The sequence below is a fragment of the Bradyrhizobium arachidis genome (assembly GCF_024758505.1).
Lineage (GTDB): Bacteria > Pseudomonadota > Alphaproteobacteria > Rhizobiales > Xanthobacteraceae > Bradyrhizobium > Bradyrhizobium manausense_C.
Window position 1 is genome coordinate 2,298,096 of sequence record NZ_CP077970.1, and the last position, 16,648, is coordinate 2,314,743.

The window sequence follows — 16,648 nt, forward strand, 5'->3', positions numbered from 1 at the left end:
CCTGCGGCGAACACCGTTTTATCGCGGATTGCACGGGCGCAGCGATTCGCCGAGGATGTTCATATTTGGATCGGCCAGCATGGCAAAGAAGGACCGTGAATGAGCATCACCCCACGCCTCGGCTATGCCGGCGACCCATCGGGAGCCGACTATGAGCGTTGGCGCGAGGAGTTCTGCCGGCGGGTGCTGACCGGCGACGTCGTGCCGCTGGCGGAGGGACCGGTGCGTTGCGACGTGACGGCGCTGCCGCTGCCTAGCGTGAAAATGTCCGGCGCTTCCGGCACGCCGATGAGCTTTGTCGCGACCGGCACCGATCCGGATAATGCGCTTGGCTTCGTGCTGGCCTCACACGCGCCTATGCGCATTGCGGTCGATGACCGGGCTCTCGATCTTGCGCCCATGGAGGTCGGTCTCGCCGATGCCGCCCATGTCGGCGCGCATGTGTCGCAACTCAGCGAGGGGAGCTTCAGGGGTCTGCTCATCAATCGCAAGGCGTTGCTTGAGCTCTGCCCGCATGCGGAGGATCTGATCGCCCGGCCGCTCAATGCCAATGCCGGGGTCAAGATGCTGCTGCAGGGGTATTGCGACCTGTTGATCGAGAATGCCAACAGCCTCGACGCGCTGGCGAGAAACGCCGCGGCGCAGCATCTGATTGATCTCGTGGCGCTCTCGCTCGGCACCGGCCGCGATGAAACCGAGCTTGTGAAAGATCGTGGACTGGCCGCGGCGCGTCTCGAGGCAATCAAGGCGGATGTGCTGGCCCGGCTCGGCAATGGCGATCTCAGCCTTGCCGAAGTCGCGCAGCGCAACCGTGCCAGCCCTCGCTACGTGCAGATGCTGTTCGAGCGAACCGGCACGACCTTTTCCGAATTCGTACTGGAGCAACGACTGATCCGTGCCGCCAGGTTACTGCGCGGTTCACTGCAGCGATCGCGCAAGGTGAGCGACATCGCGCATCTCGCGGGCTTCAACGACGTGTCCTATTTTCACCGCGCCTTTCGCCGCCGCTTCGGCATGACGCCGAGCGACATGCGCAGCGGGATGCCGCGCGGAGACGACGCGTCGAGGTCATAGCATTCAGGCCACCTGACGCCGCCGCGAGCCCGCCTGCGCGGCTTCGGAGGTGTGATAGACCTGCACCCGGTTGCGGCCCTTCTGCTTGGCGCCGTAACAGGCGGCATCCGCCTGCCGCAACGCTTCCTCGAGGCCGATCGTTGCGTCCGAGATGCAGGCCAGCCCAATGCTGGCAGTGACTGCAAAGCTTTTATCGTCCCACGAGAAGGCGAACAGCTCGAACGACCGTCGCAACCGTTCGGCGATGTCGACCCCGTCGTAGGGCGTGCAGTGTGGCAGGATGATCCCGAACTCATCGCCGCCGAGCCGGGCGACATGGTCATGCGGCCGGCAGTCTTTCTGCAGCAGGCGTGCGACGTCGCACAGCAGACGGTCGCCCGCGAGATGGCCGCAGGTGTCGTTCACGGCCTTGAACTGATCGAGGTCGAGCAGGATCAGGGCAAGCGGCGCGCGACTGACCTCGCCGAGCTCGTGCTCCAGCCGGACCTCGAAGTCGCGCCGGTTCGCCAGGCCCGTCATCGGATCGTGAGTGGCCTGCCAGCTCAGGCGCTCCTTCTCCGCCTTCAAGGCATTCTCGAAGGCTTCGCGCTGCTGGACGAGGCGGCGGATCCGCCACACCATCAGCAGAATGAGCGTGCCGGCGGCCGCGAGGTTTGCCAGCGTGAGCAGCACCTTGATGGTGCGCGATCCCTCACCAAGCACCGCGGAAAAGCGGTCCGCGCGCTCGGTGAACTGACTGTTCAGCTCGTGGAGGCGGCTGGTCAGAAACCGCAGGCGCTGCTCGTCCCGAATCGGCCCCTGCTTCATCTCCGTGTCGATGGCTTCGCCGAAGATCGTCAGTTCGAGCAGCATCGGGTCGGTGGCCACCCAATGCTGGATCGCGGCGTTCATGAAGCTTACGTCATGGAAGTAGCGATAAAGCCAGATCAGGCCGGGGACGTCGTCGGGATGATTGCCGCCTTGCAGGAATCCGCGGCTCGCCGCATCGAGATCCTCAGGCTCGCGTTCGAGTGCGAGCCTTGCAAACTTGTCGCCAATCGGGACGGCGAGCGCATCCTGATATTGTTCGAAGAAGGCTCGATCACCCGAATGCAGGTACAGGTCGAGGTCGTAGACCGCATTCTTCTGAGCACGTGACCACAGAGCTTCGCCGGCAACATAGGCGCGGACCGACGACAAAACCTCGAGGCTGCCGATGGCCATCGCGGCTTGCAGCAGCACGACCGCCACGAACGGCGAGACGAGCTTGATCACGTGAAGGAAGCTGCGCTCCTTCATCGACGCGACGGTTCTGCGAAACAAGAGACGTTCCCCAATCCGGCGACCACCCAGGCGTGGCGTAGTGCATACAACGCAGAGTAGGCGCTCCGGAATTAATCCTGCCTGAAGACGGGTGGGGAACATTCGCGACAGTGAACCCATCGTGAAATCGACCGGACCACATCAATGAAATTGCCCGACATCCGGAACTTTGCGGAGTTGGACTGGCAATCGCTTCAAATGTCTGGATTGCCATTTACTCGAACGTGACACCCTGTCGCGATCCGCTGATAATCCCTGCAAGCCTGCCAGCCTCGTAACCGATGAAAGAGCTTCAGATGACCATCACCATTACCGCCTTTGAATGGTCACCCGATGGAGGCAAGGGACTGGCGCGCGATACGCGCGTTCGCTGGGCGCTTGAAGAAGTGGGCCAGCCTTACGAGGTCCGTCCCGTGTCGTTCGCTGCGATGAAGGAATCAGCGCATCTTGCGCTTCATCCCTTCGGTCAGATTCCGACCTATGAGGAAGGCGATCTCGCGCTGTTCGAGACGGGAGGGATCGTGCTCCACATCGGCGAGCGCTATGGGGGCCTGCTGCCTGACGATGCCAATGCGCGGGCGCGCGCCATCACCTGGATGTTCGCCGCGGTCAACACGGTGGAGCCGCCGATCCTTGAACTCGTCATCGCCAAGCTGATAGAGGGCGACAAGCCCTGGCGTGCGGAGCGCCTGCCGCTGGTCGAAGATCGCATCCGCGGCCGGCTGAACCAACTCTCCGCTCGCCTGGGTGATGCCGATTGGCTCGACGGCGCGTTCAGCGCGGGCGACCTGATGATGGTGTCGGTGCTGCTCAGGCTGAGACCATCGGGCATTCTGGACGAATATCCTGATATCGCCGCCTATGTCGCTCGCGGCGAAGCGCGGCCCGCTTACAAGCGGGCCTTTGACGCGCAATCGGCGCTTTACAACGGCAAGCCACCGACCGGCTGATGGCTGGAGTTCAACCAGTCTTGGCGTGCTCGATGGTCGGCAGCACATGGTCGCCATAGAGCTCGCGCAGCTTGGTCTTCAGCAGCTTGCCGGTTGCGCCATGCGGGAGCTCGTCGACGAACAGCACGTCGTCAGGCATCCACCATTTGGCGATCTTGCCGTCGTAGAACGCCAGGAGCTCGGCGGGCGTGAGTTTTGAGCCCTTGCGCCGCACGGCGACCACCAGCGGGCGCTCGTCCCATTTCGGATGCTTGACACCAATCACGGCCGCTTCCGAAATCTCGGGATGCGCCATCGCCAGGTTTTCGAGCTCGATCGAGGAGATCCACTCGCCGCCGGACTTGATGACGTCCTTGGAGCGATCGGTGATCTGCATATAGCCTTCCTCGTCGATCGTCGCGACGTCGCCGGTGAAGAACCAGCCGTCCGCCCGTTCGCTTTCCGGCATCTTGTAATAGGACCGCGCGATCCAGGGCCCGCGGATCACGAGGTCGCCAAACGCCTTGCCGTCATGCGGCAGCTCGTTGTTGTCGCCGTCGCGAATGCCGATCTCGACCCCGAACACAGCGCGCCCCTGCTTGAGCTGCCGATCGCGCCGTTCGGACTTCGACTGCGTCTTGTGCTTGGGCAGCGCCTTCGAGATCGTTGCGACCGGGCTCGTCTCGGTCATGCCCCAGACATGCAGCACTTCCACGCCGTAATCATCCTGCAACGCTTCCATCAGCGAGCTCGGGCAGGCGGTGCCGCCGATCAGGACGCGATTGAGCGTCGTCGGCCTCACACCCGCGCTTTGCAGATACTGGACGTAGCCCAGCCACACGGTCGGCACGCCGTTGGCAAAAGTGACGCCGTGCTCCTCGAACAGCCTGTGCAGGCTCTCGCCGTCGACCTTCTGTCCGGGCATCACGAGCTTTGAGCCCATCGCCGGCGCGCAATAGGGCATGCCCCAGGACATCGCGTGGAACATCGGCGAGATGAACGCGACGGTGTCGTTGAGGGAAATTCGGCACGCATCGGGAAGGGCGGCCGCAAAGGAGTGCAGCACGGCGCTACGATGGGCGTAGAGCACGCCCTTGGGATTGCCGGTCGTGCCCGAGGTGTAGCAGAGGCCGCAGGCGGTGTTCTCGTCGAGCAGCGGCCAAGCATAGAGGTCCGATCGTCCAGTCAGCAGCTCCTCGTATGAGGGGAAGTCACCGGCGCCGGCAGTCTTCGCGTCGGCGGCCTCGCCGAGATAGATCCACTTTTCGACACTGGGGCATTTCGGCATCAAGGTCTTGACGAGGTCGACGAAGCTCAGATCGAAGAACACGATGCGGTCTTCGGCGTGATTGATGATGTAGACGATCTGCTCGACGAACAGCCGCGGATTGACCGTGTGGCAGACCGCGCCGATGCACGAGATGCCGTAATAGAGCTCGAGATGCCGGTAGCCGTTCCAGGCCAGCGTCGCGACGCGATCGCCTTGCTTCACCCCAAGCGCGGTCAGCGCATTCGCGACCTGCGAGCTGCGGCGCAACAGGCCGGCGTAGTTCGTGACATGATCCGGCCGATCGAGTGTCCGCGAAATAATCTCGACGTCGGGAAAGGAGCGTGCCGCATGTGTCAGGATGGACGACAGCAGCAGCGGCGTTTGCATCATCAAGCCAAGCATTGAAGTATCCCTGTGTCTGCAAAGTCGGCGTGGAGGCCGTCAGACGCACAGCGTGCGCCCGCGCGGCCCGGCGCAGGACGAAATCATTTCCAGAACGAAAAGTTATGTTTCTTCAGTTCACGCCGTGCTGGCGAGTGCCAAACGCACTCCCCCGGCTCGTCATTCACGGCGGCCGTGATCTAACGCGGGAAGCCTAGCATCGTTGTGGGAACCGTGGAAGGCGGTCGCCGCCCTACACCAGCACTGCTTGCCGCACCCGGCCGGCATCGCCGAACACCCGCAGATACCGCTCGATCTCCGAGGCCATGCCGGTTGCCTTCTCCGGATTGTCCGACAGCTTCACCGCGGGCGTGCCGTCGACAGACGATACCTTGCAGACGAGCGAGATCGGATCGAGGTTGATCGATGCGTCCGGCGGGCAGCCGACGAAATCATTGGTGAGGTTGGTGCCCCAGCCGAAGGAGAGGCGCACGCGGCCGGCGAAGTGGTGATAGGTGTCCTCGATCGAGCCGACATCCATCGCGTCGGAGAACACGAGCAGCTTGTCCTTGGGGTTGCGGCCCTTCTTCTCCCACCACGCGATGATCTCTTCGCCGGCCTGGATCGGCGGCGCGCTGTCGGGGCGGAAGCCGGTCCAGTCGGCGACCCATTCCGGCGCGTCGCGCAGGAAGGCTTTTGTGCCGAAGGCATCGGGCAGCGCGATCAGCAGGTTGCCGCCATAGGTCTGGCGCCATTGGTCGAGGATGCGATAGGGCGCCCAGCGCAACTCCTCGTCATCCTTGGCCAGTGCGGCCGCCACCATCGGCAGCTCATGCGCGTTGGTGCCGATCGCTTCGAGGTCGTTGTCCATCGCGAGCAGCACGTTCGATGTGCCGATGAAGGACGGGCCCAGGCCTTCCTTCACCGCCTCGACGCACCAGCGCTGCCAGAGGAAGCCGTGCCGGCGGCGGGTGCCGAAGTCCGACAGGCGCAAATTCTCGAGCTGGCGAAGACGCTCGACCTTGGTCCAGAGCTTTGCCTTGGCGCGGGCGTAGAGCACGTCGAGCTCGAACCGGCCGCGGCCCTTCATCGCCGCGCGCGAGCGCAGCTCGTTCAGGATCGCGAGCGCCGGGATCTCCCACATCGTGGTGTGGGTCCAGGGACCATGGAAATGCAGCTCGTACTGGCCGTCGACCTTGCGCAGCTCGTATTCGGGCAGGCGGAATTCGGCGAGCCAGCGGATGAAGTCGGCAGAGAACATGTGGGTCTTGCCGTAGAAGGTATTACCGGCAAGCCAGATCAGCTCTTTCTTGGTGAAGCGGATGGTGCGGGCATGGTCGAGCTGGGCGCGCAGCTCGCCCTCGTCGATGATCTCGGCGAGCCGCACATGGCGGGAGCGGTTGATGACCGAAAATGTCACCTTCTGATCCGGGTAGAACTCCCGAATCATCTGTAACATCAACAGCTTGTAGAAATCAGTATCGAGCAGGCTGCGGACGATCGGGTCCAGCCGCCAGCTGTGATTGTAGGTTCGGCTTGCAATATCGGTCACGGTCATGGGCGAATTCTAGCGTGGCCTTTGCGGCGCAACCAGTGGGTTTGCCGCCGGTCTGTCCGGCGTCTGCCGTCAACGCCGCCGGCGCCGCGACGGCGTGACCGGGGCCGGCACGTCCGCGGGGCGGGCGTCGCCGTCGGGGCGTGCCTCGGTCGTAACCCGCAGGGCCAGCATCATCGTCCGCTCGGGCGGACGGCGGCGACATGGTGGCCTTGGTCTCGGCGTGCGCCTTACTCGCCGCCGTGGATCTGAGTGCGAAACGCGCTGGGGGACAGGCCTGTCGCCGATGCATAGACGCGGCTGAAATAGGCGGGATCCTCAAAACCGAGCGCGTAGGCGATCGTCGACACCGGCAGGTTGGTGTAGACGAGGTTGCGCCGCGCCTCACGGATCAGGCGGTTGAGGATGAGATGTGAGGCGGTGTCGCCGGTCGCTGCGCGCGTGATGCGGTTGAGATGCGTCGGCGTAACCGACAGCGCGTTCGCGTAGTCAGCGACGCTCCAGCGTTGCAAATGATGCGCTTCCAGCAGCGCCTCGAACCGGCGGAACAGGTCGGACTCGGCCGCGCCGCTGCCATGGCTCTCGCCGGCCAGCTCCCGTGCTACGAGCCCGATCACCGCGGCCGACAGCGCGCGCAACAGATGCGCGCGGCCAAAATTCCGCGCGGCGTGCTCGGCAAAGATCTGTTTCATGGTGGTGCGGATCTGCGGCGTTCCGCGCAGCACGGCGGATCGCGACAGCATCGCGCGCAGGCCTTCGGACGCGAGCAGCACCTCGTCGAGGATTTCGGCGGCGATCGTCAGCACCCAACCCTGCGTGCCCGGAATGAAGCGGAAGCCGTGAACATGGCCGATCGGCACATTGACGATCTGCGCCGGCTTCAAGGTGTGAATCCGCCCGTCCAGCGTCGCCTCGCCGCCGCCGCGCTCGACCAGCAGCACCTGGTGCAGCCTGGCGTGGCGGTGCACGGCGAGCGTCCAGTCGTGCAGGATCGAGCGGGAAGCAATGGTTTCGCAGTGCACCACGTCCGGCAGGTCGCCGGACTCCCCGAACAGGTTGAAGACCTGGATGGACGATTTCGACGGCAAGGTTCCCATGTTCGAATTGTACAAGACAAAGGCCGATCCCTCCATCGGCTTGCGCGCCCGATTCTGCGAAAAACTCGCAACACCGGGAGGAGGAGGTCGCAATGAAGGTTCAGGTCTGCATCATCGGCGGCGGGCCGTCGGGGCTCTTGCTGTCCCAGCTTCTGCATCTCAAGGGCATCGACACCATCGTGCTGGAGAAGTACAGCCGCGACCACGTGCTGGCCCGGATCCGCGCCGGCGTGCTCGAGCATGGCTTTGCAAAATTGATGCGTGAGGCCGAGTGCGGCGAGCGGATGGACCGCGAGGGCGAGATCCATGACGGTTTTGAGATCGCTCATGACGGCGTGCTCGACCGCGTCGACCTGCACAAATATTCCGGCGGCAACTCGGTGCTGGTCTACGGCCAGACCGAGATCACCCGCGACCTCTACGAGGCGCGCGACCGGTTCGGCGGCAAGGTCGTGCACAATGCCGAGGACGTCACGCCGCACGACCTCAAGTCGGACAAGCCTTACGTGACCTATCGCGCGAACGGCGAGACGGTCCGCGTCGATTGCGACTACATCGTCGGCGCCGACGGTTTTCACGGTGTCAGCCGCAAATCGATCCCAAACGACGTATTGCGCGAATATGAGAAGGTCTATCCGTTCGGCTGGCTGGGCGTGCTGTCGCGCACCAAGCCGGTCAACCCGGAGCTGATCTACGTCAAGCATGAGCGCGGCTTCGCGCTGTGCTCGATGCGCTCGCAGGTCCTGAGCCGCTACTACGTCCAGGTGCCGCTCACCGACAAGGTGGAGGACTGGTCGGACGATGCGTTCTGGGCGGAGTTGAAGCGCCGCCTGCCGGAACAGGTCGCCGGTCGCCTGATCACGGGCCCGTCGATCGAAAAGAGCATCGCGCCGTTGCGCTCCTTCGTCGCAGAACCGATGAGCTACGGCCGGCTGTTCCTCGCCGGCGATGCCGCGCACATCGTGCCGCCGACCGGCGCACGCGGGCTCAATAGCGCGGCCTCCGACATCTACTACCTCTATCATGCGATGTTGGCGCATTATCAGAAGGGCGACGATTCCGGCCTCGAGGGCTATTCCGCCAAGGCGCTGGCGCGGATCTGGAAGGCGCAGCGCTTCTCCTGGTGGATGACCATGATGCTGCACCGTTTCCCCGACCGGATCGAATACGAGGACAGGCTGCAGCAGACGGAACTGTCCTATCTGTTCTCCTCCGAGGCCGCGCAGCGCATGCTGGCGGAGAACTATGTGGGGTTGCCGTTCTGACGGCTACTTGCCCTCGAGAGTGTTGACGGGCGTCCAGTCCGCAGGCGGCGGTTTGGCCGCCAACTCGCTGGCGCGCTTGGCAAATAGCCTGGACGGCGGATCGTAACTCGCGTCGCGGCCGAAGCATTCGGCGGCCTGGGTGAATTCGCGTGCTCGCCAACATGCGAGTCCCTTGTCGTAGTTTGCTGCGGCCAAGCCCTGTTCCCGAGTTTCCTGATAGCCTTCGGCGAGGGGCTCATAAATTCGAATTGGCTCGTCGCGCCCTTGGACCCTGACGGTATCAAGCTCGCGCCATGCAATCGTCGCGCCGGTCTGCGCCACCGTCATCTCGGAGGCCATGATCGACGTGCCGTAGTATTTGTTCGCGCCCTCCAGCCGCGAGGCAACGTTCACGGTGTCGCTCATCACGGTGTAGTTGAAGCGGCGGCGCGAGCCGATATTGCCGACCACGGCCTCGCCCGAATTGAGCCCGATGCGATGGGCAAGTCCCCGGCCCTGGAATGCGGGGTGGCTGCGGTTGAGCTCGTCGAGGCGGTCGCGGCATTGGAGCGCAGCGCGCACGGCGTGGCTGGCGTGATCGGGATCGTCCACCGGCGCGCCGAACACCGCCACGATGGAATCGCCGACATATTTGTCGACATAGCCGCCATGGCTCTCGATGATGTCGGTCATCTCGGAGAGATAGTCGTTCATCAGCGCCACCAGCTCGGTGGGCGTCATCTTTTCGGCAATCGAGGAAAAGCCCGCGACGTCTGAGAAGAACACCGTGACGTTGCGCATCTCGCCGCCGAGCGCCGGCATCTTGCCCGACGCTACCATGGTGTCGATGACCTGCGGTGCGAGGTAGAAGGCAAAGCTCTTGCGCAGGAAGCGCTCCTCGCGGTCGGCAATGACGAAGCGATAACCGATCATCAGGGCCCCCGCGGCAAGGCCGGCGAGCGCGGGCTCGGTCAGCGGCAGCGCAATCGCGCGAACGAACAGGGCGACGGCACAGGCCGAATAGACGGCGGTGACGGCAAGCCACGCGATGACCGTGCCGGTCGGCGCGAGCAGGCACGCCGCGAACGCGATCATACCTGCGACCAGGATCGCGATGATGCTCCGCCAGGGGAAGCCGAGCTCGGATACCGCATCGCCCTCCATCAGGTTGCGAACCGCGGTGGCGTGGACGAAGACGCCCGCGACGTCGCTGCGCGCAGCCCGCACGCTTTGCGCCAACGCTTTCCTGGCGCATCGCGGGGCCGGTGTCCCGTCATGGCCGCCGCCAAGCCGCATGGAGGTCAGCTTGCGGTCATCGAAATTCAGCACCGAGCCGATGATCACGACCTTGCCGCCAAACGCGCGGCGGAAGAATTCGCCATCGCCCTTTTCGACGCAGCCGTGAAGGTCGGCGAAGGAGAACACCGGGATGTCGCGGCCGGCGCCGCGGAAGTTGAGGGTCAGCGTGTTCGGCTCGGCGCTCGGGATCGTGTAGCCGGCAAGCCGGGTCGCGCCGTCGGGTAGAAATTCCGCTGTCGCGCCCAATCCGCGGGAGGCGAGCTCGAGTGCCATCAGGGGCACGGGCTTGCCGCCGATGGCGAAGGCCAGCGGCATCCGGCGAATGACGTGGTCGGGATCGGTATGGACGTTCAGCGCGCGAATGTTCTGCGGGCGCGCCGCGAGAAGCTGCCCGGGGAAGGGACGCTCCGGATTGTCGTTCTGGATATCGCCCAGCACGAGCTTGCCGGCATCTGCTCCTTGCCGAAGCACGCGCAGGTAATCCCGGTCAAAGCCTTTCATGCGGGTGCCCAGCGGCGCATCGCCAAAGGGAATCTCCGATTGCTCGATCGAGGACTTGAAGATGACGTCGAAGCCGATGACGCGGGCCCCGCCATCCATGACGGCGTTAAGCACCCGGGCAAGCTCGCGCGTCCAGGTGATGGTCGGCGAGTCCTTGAAAGGCGGGGTCTCGTAGCTCTCCTGATCGATCGCCAGGACGACCACAGGCGAGGCCGCGGGATCTCTGATATCGCCGACCAGCTTTCCGCGCAGCGCCGTCAGCACGTCGAGCGAGAGGCCGCGGAGGATCGCGAGCGGAGGCGAGGTGAAGGCCGCGCCGGCAAGCACCGCGATCAGGGCCGCCGCAACGATGTCCCGCCTGCCAATCCGCCGCATCGCGCCCCGAGCGGCCGTCTACTCTAACCGCAGCAGGCGGCCGACGATCGGCGTCGGCGACGTCGTCGCCTTGGCATCGACCTGGAAGGTGAAGCGGTGCGTTCCGAGCGTCGCCAGATAGGTGCCGCCGGGCGTGAGCGTCTTGCCGGCCTTGGCGAAGTCATAGAACTTGCCGCGCACCATGATGTTGCCGGTCAGGGGCACGGTGAACTGCTCGCCCTTGGCGTCGATACGTTCGATCGCGAGCGTGCCGCCGCTCTTGGCTTCGACCAGCGGCGCGACGCCGTAGAGCGTGGTCAGCTTCTTCGGTGCAGCACCCTGCTTGTCGGACTTCATGGTGCGGAACGTGGTCGCAGCGCTCTGGTTCGCTTCGCGCTCGGAGAGCTGTGCGGCGTTGGCGTCGCAGGGAACCTTGACCCGTTGCACGTCGCCGAGCTGCACCGCGCTCTGGTCGGGGCCGACCTGCACGACGCCGCCGGTGATGGTCTCGCGCCAGCAGGATTTCAGGTAGCCGAGCACGAGGGTTCCGGTCGGTCCGAGCTTGATGATCTTGCCGGGCGCAACATAGTCCATGAATTCGACGCCTTCGACCTTGCCCTGCACGTCCTCGACGATTGCGGCCGGGGTCTCGGCGGCGGCAGGAGCCGCAAGGCAAAGCAGGCCGATCACGGCTCCGGTCAGGCGTTTCATGGCTGTGTCATCCAACTTGATCGATTGTCCGGTCCAAGGCCTAGCAGAGGGCGAGGACAGGAAGTGTGACCGGAATCACTCATCCTATTGGTGCACTGTATAGCGATTAGGTTCAAGGCGCGCGCCCTCGCGCCCGCGCGGATGAGGCGATCCGCTAACCCTCGGATGGATCTTCAAATTCGCCGATCTTGCGGACCGCGATGCTGACCGACATGCCGAGATAGTCCTTGGCTTCGCCGAACCAGGAGCCGGTCAGCGGAATCGCCTGGGCGGGATGGCGGGCGTAGGCCACCGGGATCAGGTCATAGCCGGCACTGATGCTGTTGGTTGGGTCGTAGTCCCGCCAGCCGGCGCCGGGGAGATACACCTGGAGCCAGGCGTGGGTCGCGCCCGACCCGATCATGCCCACCGCGCCGCCATCCAGCGCCGCGTCGTACAGGTAGCCGCTGACGAACCGGCAGGCGAAGCCGAGCCGTCGCAACGCCTCGATCATCAGCCAGGCATAGTCGCGGCATGTACCGGATCTGGTGCGCAACGTCTCCGCCGGCGACTGCGTTCCTTCCGCGTCGCGTGTGCGATAGGTGAAGTCGCGCCGGAAACCCGCCAGCATCCGGTCCAGCACGTCGGTGGCGCGATCCTGGTCGCCGGCGACGAAACTCTTGCTCCACGCCGCGACGCTGGCGTCGTGATCGTCGTCATGCGGGCGGAGATAGCCTGCGAGATCGGTCCACTCGTCCGGCGTATACTGCACCGGCACTTCCTCGGCGCGCGGCTCCAGGCGAAACGCCTCAAGCTTCTTGATGCCGAAATAGACGCCGCGGACCTTGAAGGTGAAGGTCAGCTCTGCGCCCGGTTCGCCGAGCTCGATCACCGTGACGCTGTTGGAGCGGGAATCGCTGATCCAGTGGATCTTCGAGGCGAGGTTGGTCCGTGCGGACCAACTGAGGAGTCGGGCCGCCGAGCCGCGCCAGGGCAGAAACATCGCCCGGTGCGGTCCGAAGCTGACCGGATTCGCATACCGATACGTCGTGATGTGCCTGATCTCGCCGAGTATCGCCATGGCTCGCCCTCGTGGAGGCGTGGGATGGACGGCAGCAATGCAGGATCAAATGATCCGACCGGCGTTTGATCCACATCAAGCGTTTTGCGCAACGCGCAAACTGGCGACGAGTTCGTGCGCCGGAATACCCAGGGTCTGGGACGGATATTCGCCGAACATCGTGTGGTAATAATGCGAGAAGCGTCCGAGCTCGTAGAAGCCCTGCTGCATCGCGACCGTCGACACGGTCGTGGTGCCCGGACGGCTTTCGCGCAGGATCGAGTGAATGGCGCAAAGGCGCTTGTGACGCAGGAACGTCACCGGCCCCATGCCGAACACCTCCTGGAAGGCACGATGCAGCGTGCGGCGCGAGACGTGCAACGCCGCGCAGATCTCCGAAATATGGACCGGGCGCATGCCGGCCTCGTCGAGATAGTCCTCGACCTTGCCGATGAGCCGCCGCGCCGCCGGTAGCCAGCCGCTGTCGTCTGGCGGCAGCGAGCAGATCACATTGGCGGCCATGCATTCGGCGATCGACCGCCGCCAGAACTCGGCGGCAGGCTCCGTGAGCGCGGTCTGGTGCTCGGTCAGTTGCAGGACGATTCTGGCGAGGCGGAGCGCCGCGGCCGGCCCGAGTGCAGGATCGGCCCGAAAATGGTTCTTGCTGCGCCAGTACTCCGGATCGCTCAAGCTCGGCTGTCCGGCGAATACCTCAGCGACCTCGTCGAGATCGAGGCGCATGGCCGCATAGGCGGACGCGCCATGGAAAATGCCGTCATGTTCGAGCAGCGGCGGTATCACCAGCACGTCGGACGGCTGCATGTCGAACGACCAATGGGCGACGCGATCCTCCGCCCTCAGTAACATTCCGATGATCAGCTTCTCGTCGCTGGCGATGCGCCGTGTGCGCATCCCGATATTGAACGAACCGATGCTGAGTGAAAAATCCCCGATGCCGACATGGGACAACGTGCCGCGCAGCTTGCCGCGGCCGAGCTGCATCACATCGACATGCGTGCCGTGAACCGCTTGATGCAGGCCCTCGAAACCGTCGAGCCGGCGCGAATCAACCTGAAGGTACGACCCCATGCGCATACTCTCGAACCGAAGCGCGACAATTCTGCGGCATGTTCGCAGATGGACGCATGCTGGCACAAATTGCACGTCACATCAGCCGAAACTTCAACTAGCTTTTACAGCGTGGGCGATCACGTTCGTTGCGCGCTGATGCAGCCGTTTTAGGCAGGCGGAATGTGGTCGGAGGCGGAGTTCCACGATGTTGTGGGCTGACGTGGATCGTTGCGAGTGGCGGCCGGACGCGGCCGGGGCCGGTGAGATGGTCTTTATCCCCGGCGGCACCTTCTTGATGGGCTCCGATCGTCACTATCCCGAGGAAGCGCCCAGCCATCCGGTCGCACTCGACGGCTTCTGGATCGACCGCACGCCGGTGACCAACCGGCAGTTCAAGGAATTCGTCAACACGACCGGTTATGTGACGACGGCGCAGATCGTGTCGGAGGATCTCTCCGGAACGTCCACGGGCGCGCTCTATGCAGGTTCGCTGGTGTTTGCGCCGCTGCCGCTTGTTACCGATTTGGGCGACGAGCGTCAGTGGTGGAGGCTGATGCGCGCCGCCAATTGGCGGCATCCTTGCGGCCCCGGCAGCAACATCAGGGATCTCGACGACCATCCGGTCGTGCACGTCGCCTACCGGGACGCGGCTGCCTACGCGGCATGGGCCGGCAAGGATCTCCCGAGCGAAGCCGAATGGGAGTATGCCGCGCGCGGCGGGCTCGACGGCGAGGAATATGCCTGGGGCAACACCCTGACACCCGGCGGGCGGCACATGGCGAACATCTGGCAGGGTGACTTTCCCGCGCACAATCTCCGCGAGGACGGATACGAACGCACCTCGCCGGTGACGGCGTTTCCGCCGAACGGATACGGCGTCTACGACATGATCGGCAATGTCTGGGAGTGGACCTCGGACTGGTGGTCGGCGCATTCCACGTCCGGTTCGCACGGACCGTGGCAGGTTTCGCGCAGTCCGCGCGGCGGCAGCGAGGCCGACAGCCAGGATCCCGGTGCGTCGCAGGGTGGGAGTCCGCGAAAGGTCTTGAAGGGCGGCTCGCATCTTTGCGCGCCGAACCATTGCCGTCGCTACCGGCCGGCCGCGCGCCGTCCGGAGCAGGTCGATAGCTCTGCAAGCGATATCGGATTCCGCTGCGTGGTTCGCTTGCACCCGGATACGCGGTCTCGATAGGCGTCTCAGCGTCCGCGTTGTTCCATCGTCGGGCAAAAGCTCGAAACAACCCCATGCAAAGTAGAATGGCCGTCGCCGGCCAAGGATACCGCCAAGGATACCTCGCGCGGCGCAAGGCATTGATGTGGCCGGAAAATCAACGAAGTCGGCGAATCTCGGGCGCGTGCGCTGCGTTTCTCGCCGCCAGCTCTACCGCGCCTCGTGAAACCGGCTGAGAAATGCCTTTAGCCGCTCGCTGCGCGGCTGGCGGATCGTCTCTTCCGGTGTGCCGATCTCGGCCATGACGCCGTCATTCATGAAGCCGACCCGGGTCGAGACGTCGGCGGCAAACGCCATCTCGTGCGTGACCAGCACCATGGTCATGCCTTCGGCGGCGAGGCCGCGGATCACGGCGAGAACCTCGCCGACGAGCTCGGGATCGAGCGCCGAGGTCGGCTCGTCGAACAGCATCACGTCGGGCTTCATGGCGAGCGCGCGGGCAATCGCCACGCGCTGCTTCTGGCCACCGGACAGCCGGCTCGGGAACGCGTCGGCCTTGTCGGCGAGGCCGACCTTGGCGAGCAGGTCGCGGCCGAGCGCGTCGGCCTCGCGCTGCGTCATGCCCTTCACCTGCACCGGGCCTTCCATAATGTTTGATAGCACCGACATGTGCGGAAACAGGTTGAAGTGCTGGAACACCATGCCGACGCTGCGGCGAAGCAGCGCAAGCTGTGCGTCGGCCGGCGTGCGAAGGCCCTTGCCGAAGGCGAACTGGTGACGGCCGATCGCGAGCTCACCCTGCTGCGGCATTTCCAGGAGGTTGAGGCAGCGCAGGAAGGTCGACTTGCCGGAGCCGGAGGCGCCGATCAGGGTGACGACCTCGCCGCGCGCGACCGACAGCGAGACGCCCTTCAGCACCTCGTGATTGCCAAACGCCTTGTGGATATTGTTGGCGACCAATGTCGCGCCGTTCGCGTTCATCGATGCGCCCCCATCCGCATTTCGACCTGGTCGGCGACCAGCGTGAGCGGGAACAGCACGACGAAATAGAGCACGGCGATGGTCGTGTAGACCTCCAGCGGCCGGTAGCTCGCCGCGGTGATCACAGTGCCCTGGTACAGCAGATCACCGACCGCGACCACGGACACCAGTGAAGTGTTCTTCAACTGCATGATGGTCTGGTTGATGAAGGAGGGGATCATCACCTGCGTCGCCTGCGGCAGCACGATGCGTCGAAAGATTTTTCCCCGACGCATGCCGATGGCGCGGCCGGCCTCCCACTGGCCGATGTCAACCGCCTCGATGCCGCCGCGGAAGATCTCGGCGTAGAACGAGCCGGCATAGAGCGACAGCGCGATGAAGCAGGCCATCGACGGCGTCATGTCGACGCCGATCATCACGGGTAGCGCGTAGTAGACCCACACGAGCTGCACCAGGAGCGGCGTGCAGCGGAACACTTCAATGTAGCCGCGCAGGGGCACTGTGACCCAGCGCGGCGCTGTCGTGCGCAGGATGCCGACGACCAGGCCGATCGCGAGGCCCGCGATCACTGTGGTCACCGTATAGAACACGGTGACCAGGAGTCCTTGCCAGATCAGGCCCCAATACGGCTTGAGCGCCGCGAACTCCCACGCGTACATCGGCCGGCCG

Annotated in this window: 14 protein-coding genes; 4 read left to right on the forward strand and 10 right to left on the reverse strand. The window is 64.5% G+C overall.

The annotated features are described in order from the left end of the window. Positions 1-183: 183 nt before the first annotated feature. The gene (locus tag KUF59_RS10120; protein WP_258769401.1) at positions 184-1,074 is read left to right on the forward strand and encodes a helix-turn-helix transcriptional regulator; all 891 of its coding nucleotides are present in this window, start codon (positions 184-186) and stop codon (positions 1,072-1,074) included. A 3-nt stretch (positions 1,075-1,077) separates the two neighbouring features. Here the strand turns inward: KUF59_RS10120 and KUF59_RS10125 are convergent, their stop codons facing one another. Next, a complete protein-coding gene (locus KUF59_RS10125) occupies positions 1,078-2,376 on the reverse strand; it encodes a GGDEF domain-containing protein (RefSeq protein WP_212461497.1) in 1,299 nt (432 codons plus the stop codon). Between the two features lie 296 nt (positions 2,377-2,672). On the opposite strand from KUF59_RS10125, the gene KUF59_RS10130 reads away from it, so the two are divergent. Then, the gene (locus KUF59_RS10130) at positions 2,673-3,326 is read left to right on the forward strand and encodes a glutathione S-transferase family protein (RefSeq protein WP_212461496.1); all 654 of its coding nucleotides are present in this window, start codon (positions 2,673-2,675) and stop codon (positions 3,324-3,326) included. Positions 3,327-3,336: 10 nt separating this feature from the next. Here KUF59_RS10130 and KUF59_RS10135 read toward each other — a convergent pair whose 3' ends face one another. From KUF59_RS10135 to KUF59_RS10145, 3 genes are all read right to left on the reverse strand, one after another. Continuing rightward, entirely contained in the window at positions 3,337-4,977 is a 1,641-nt protein-coding gene (locus KUF59_RS10135) for a 3-(methylthio)propionyl-CoA ligase (protein ID WP_212461495.1), read from the reverse strand. Positions 4,978-5,209: 232 nt separating this feature from the next. Next, positions 5,210-6,514 (reverse strand): nicotinate phosphoribosyltransferase, encoded by a 1,305-nt coding sequence (pncB, locus tag KUF59_RS10140; protein ID WP_212461494.1) that lies wholly within the window; start codon positions 6,512-6,514, stop codon positions 5,210-5,212. A gap of 227 nt (positions 6,515-6,741) precedes the next feature. Beyond that, the gene (locus KUF59_RS10145; RefSeq protein WP_212461493.1) at positions 6,742-7,644 is read right to left on the reverse strand and encodes a helix-turn-helix domain-containing protein; all 903 of its coding nucleotides are present in this window, start codon (positions 7,642-7,644) and stop codon (positions 6,742-6,744) included. A 56-nt stretch (positions 7,645-7,700) separates the two neighbouring features. Between KUF59_RS10145 and pobA the strand changes: the two genes are divergently transcribed. Then, a complete protein-coding gene (gene pobA / locus KUF59_RS10150; RefSeq protein ID WP_212461492.1) occupies positions 7,701-8,873 on the forward strand; it encodes a 4-hydroxybenzoate 3-monooxygenase in 1,173 nt (390 codons plus the stop codon). 3 nt (positions 8,874-8,876) lie between these two features. On the opposite strand, the gene KUF59_RS10155 is transcribed toward pobA, so the two are convergent. From KUF59_RS10155 to KUF59_RS10170, 4 genes are all read right to left on the reverse strand, one after another. Next, positions 8,877-11,027, reverse strand: coding sequence for an adenylate/guanylate cyclase domain-containing protein (locus KUF59_RS10155; RefSeq protein ID WP_212461491.1), 2,151 nt, complete (start codon positions 11,025-11,027; stop codon positions 8,877-8,879). Between the two features lie 18 nt (positions 11,028-11,045). Further along, a complete protein-coding gene (locus tag KUF59_RS10160; protein ID WP_212461490.1) occupies positions 11,046-11,717 on the reverse strand; it encodes a hypothetical protein in 672 nt (223 codons plus the stop codon). 154 nt (positions 11,718-11,871) lie between these two features. Continuing rightward, positions 11,872-12,777 carry a transglutaminase family protein gene (locus KUF59_RS10165; protein ID WP_212461489.1) on the reverse strand — a complete coding sequence of 302 codons (906 nt, stop codon included), beginning with the start codon at positions 12,775-12,777 and terminating at the stop codon, positions 11,872-11,874. Between the two features lie 75 nt (positions 12,778-12,852). Continuing rightward, complete coding sequence (locus KUF59_RS10170; RefSeq protein ID WP_212461488.1) at positions 12,853-13,845, reverse strand: helix-turn-helix domain-containing protein; 993 nt, start codon at positions 13,843-13,845, stop codon at positions 12,853-12,855. Between the two features lie 187 nt (positions 13,846-14,032). Here KUF59_RS10170 and KUF59_RS10175 point away from each other — a divergent pair, with 187 nt between their 5' ends. Next, positions 14,033-15,019: a formylglycine-generating enzyme family protein gene (locus KUF59_RS10175; protein ID WP_212461487.1), complete on the forward strand. Its 987-nt coding sequence runs from the start codon at positions 14,033-14,035 to the stop codon at positions 15,017-15,019. Between the two features lie 189 nt (positions 15,020-15,208). Here KUF59_RS10175 and KUF59_RS10180 read toward each other — a convergent pair whose 3' ends face one another. Further along, complete coding sequence (locus KUF59_RS10180) at positions 15,209-15,979, reverse strand: amino acid ABC transporter ATP-binding protein (protein ID WP_212461486.1); 771 nt, start codon at positions 15,977-15,979, stop codon at positions 15,209-15,211. Beyond that, positions 15,976-16,638 (reverse strand): amino acid ABC transporter permease, encoded by a 663-nt coding sequence (locus KUF59_RS10185; RefSeq protein WP_212461485.1) that lies wholly within the window; start codon positions 16,636-16,638, stop codon positions 15,976-15,978. Before KUF59_RS10185 ends, KUF59_RS10180 begins: the two co-directional genes overlap by 4 nt. Positions 16,639-16,648 lie beyond the last annotated feature (10 nt).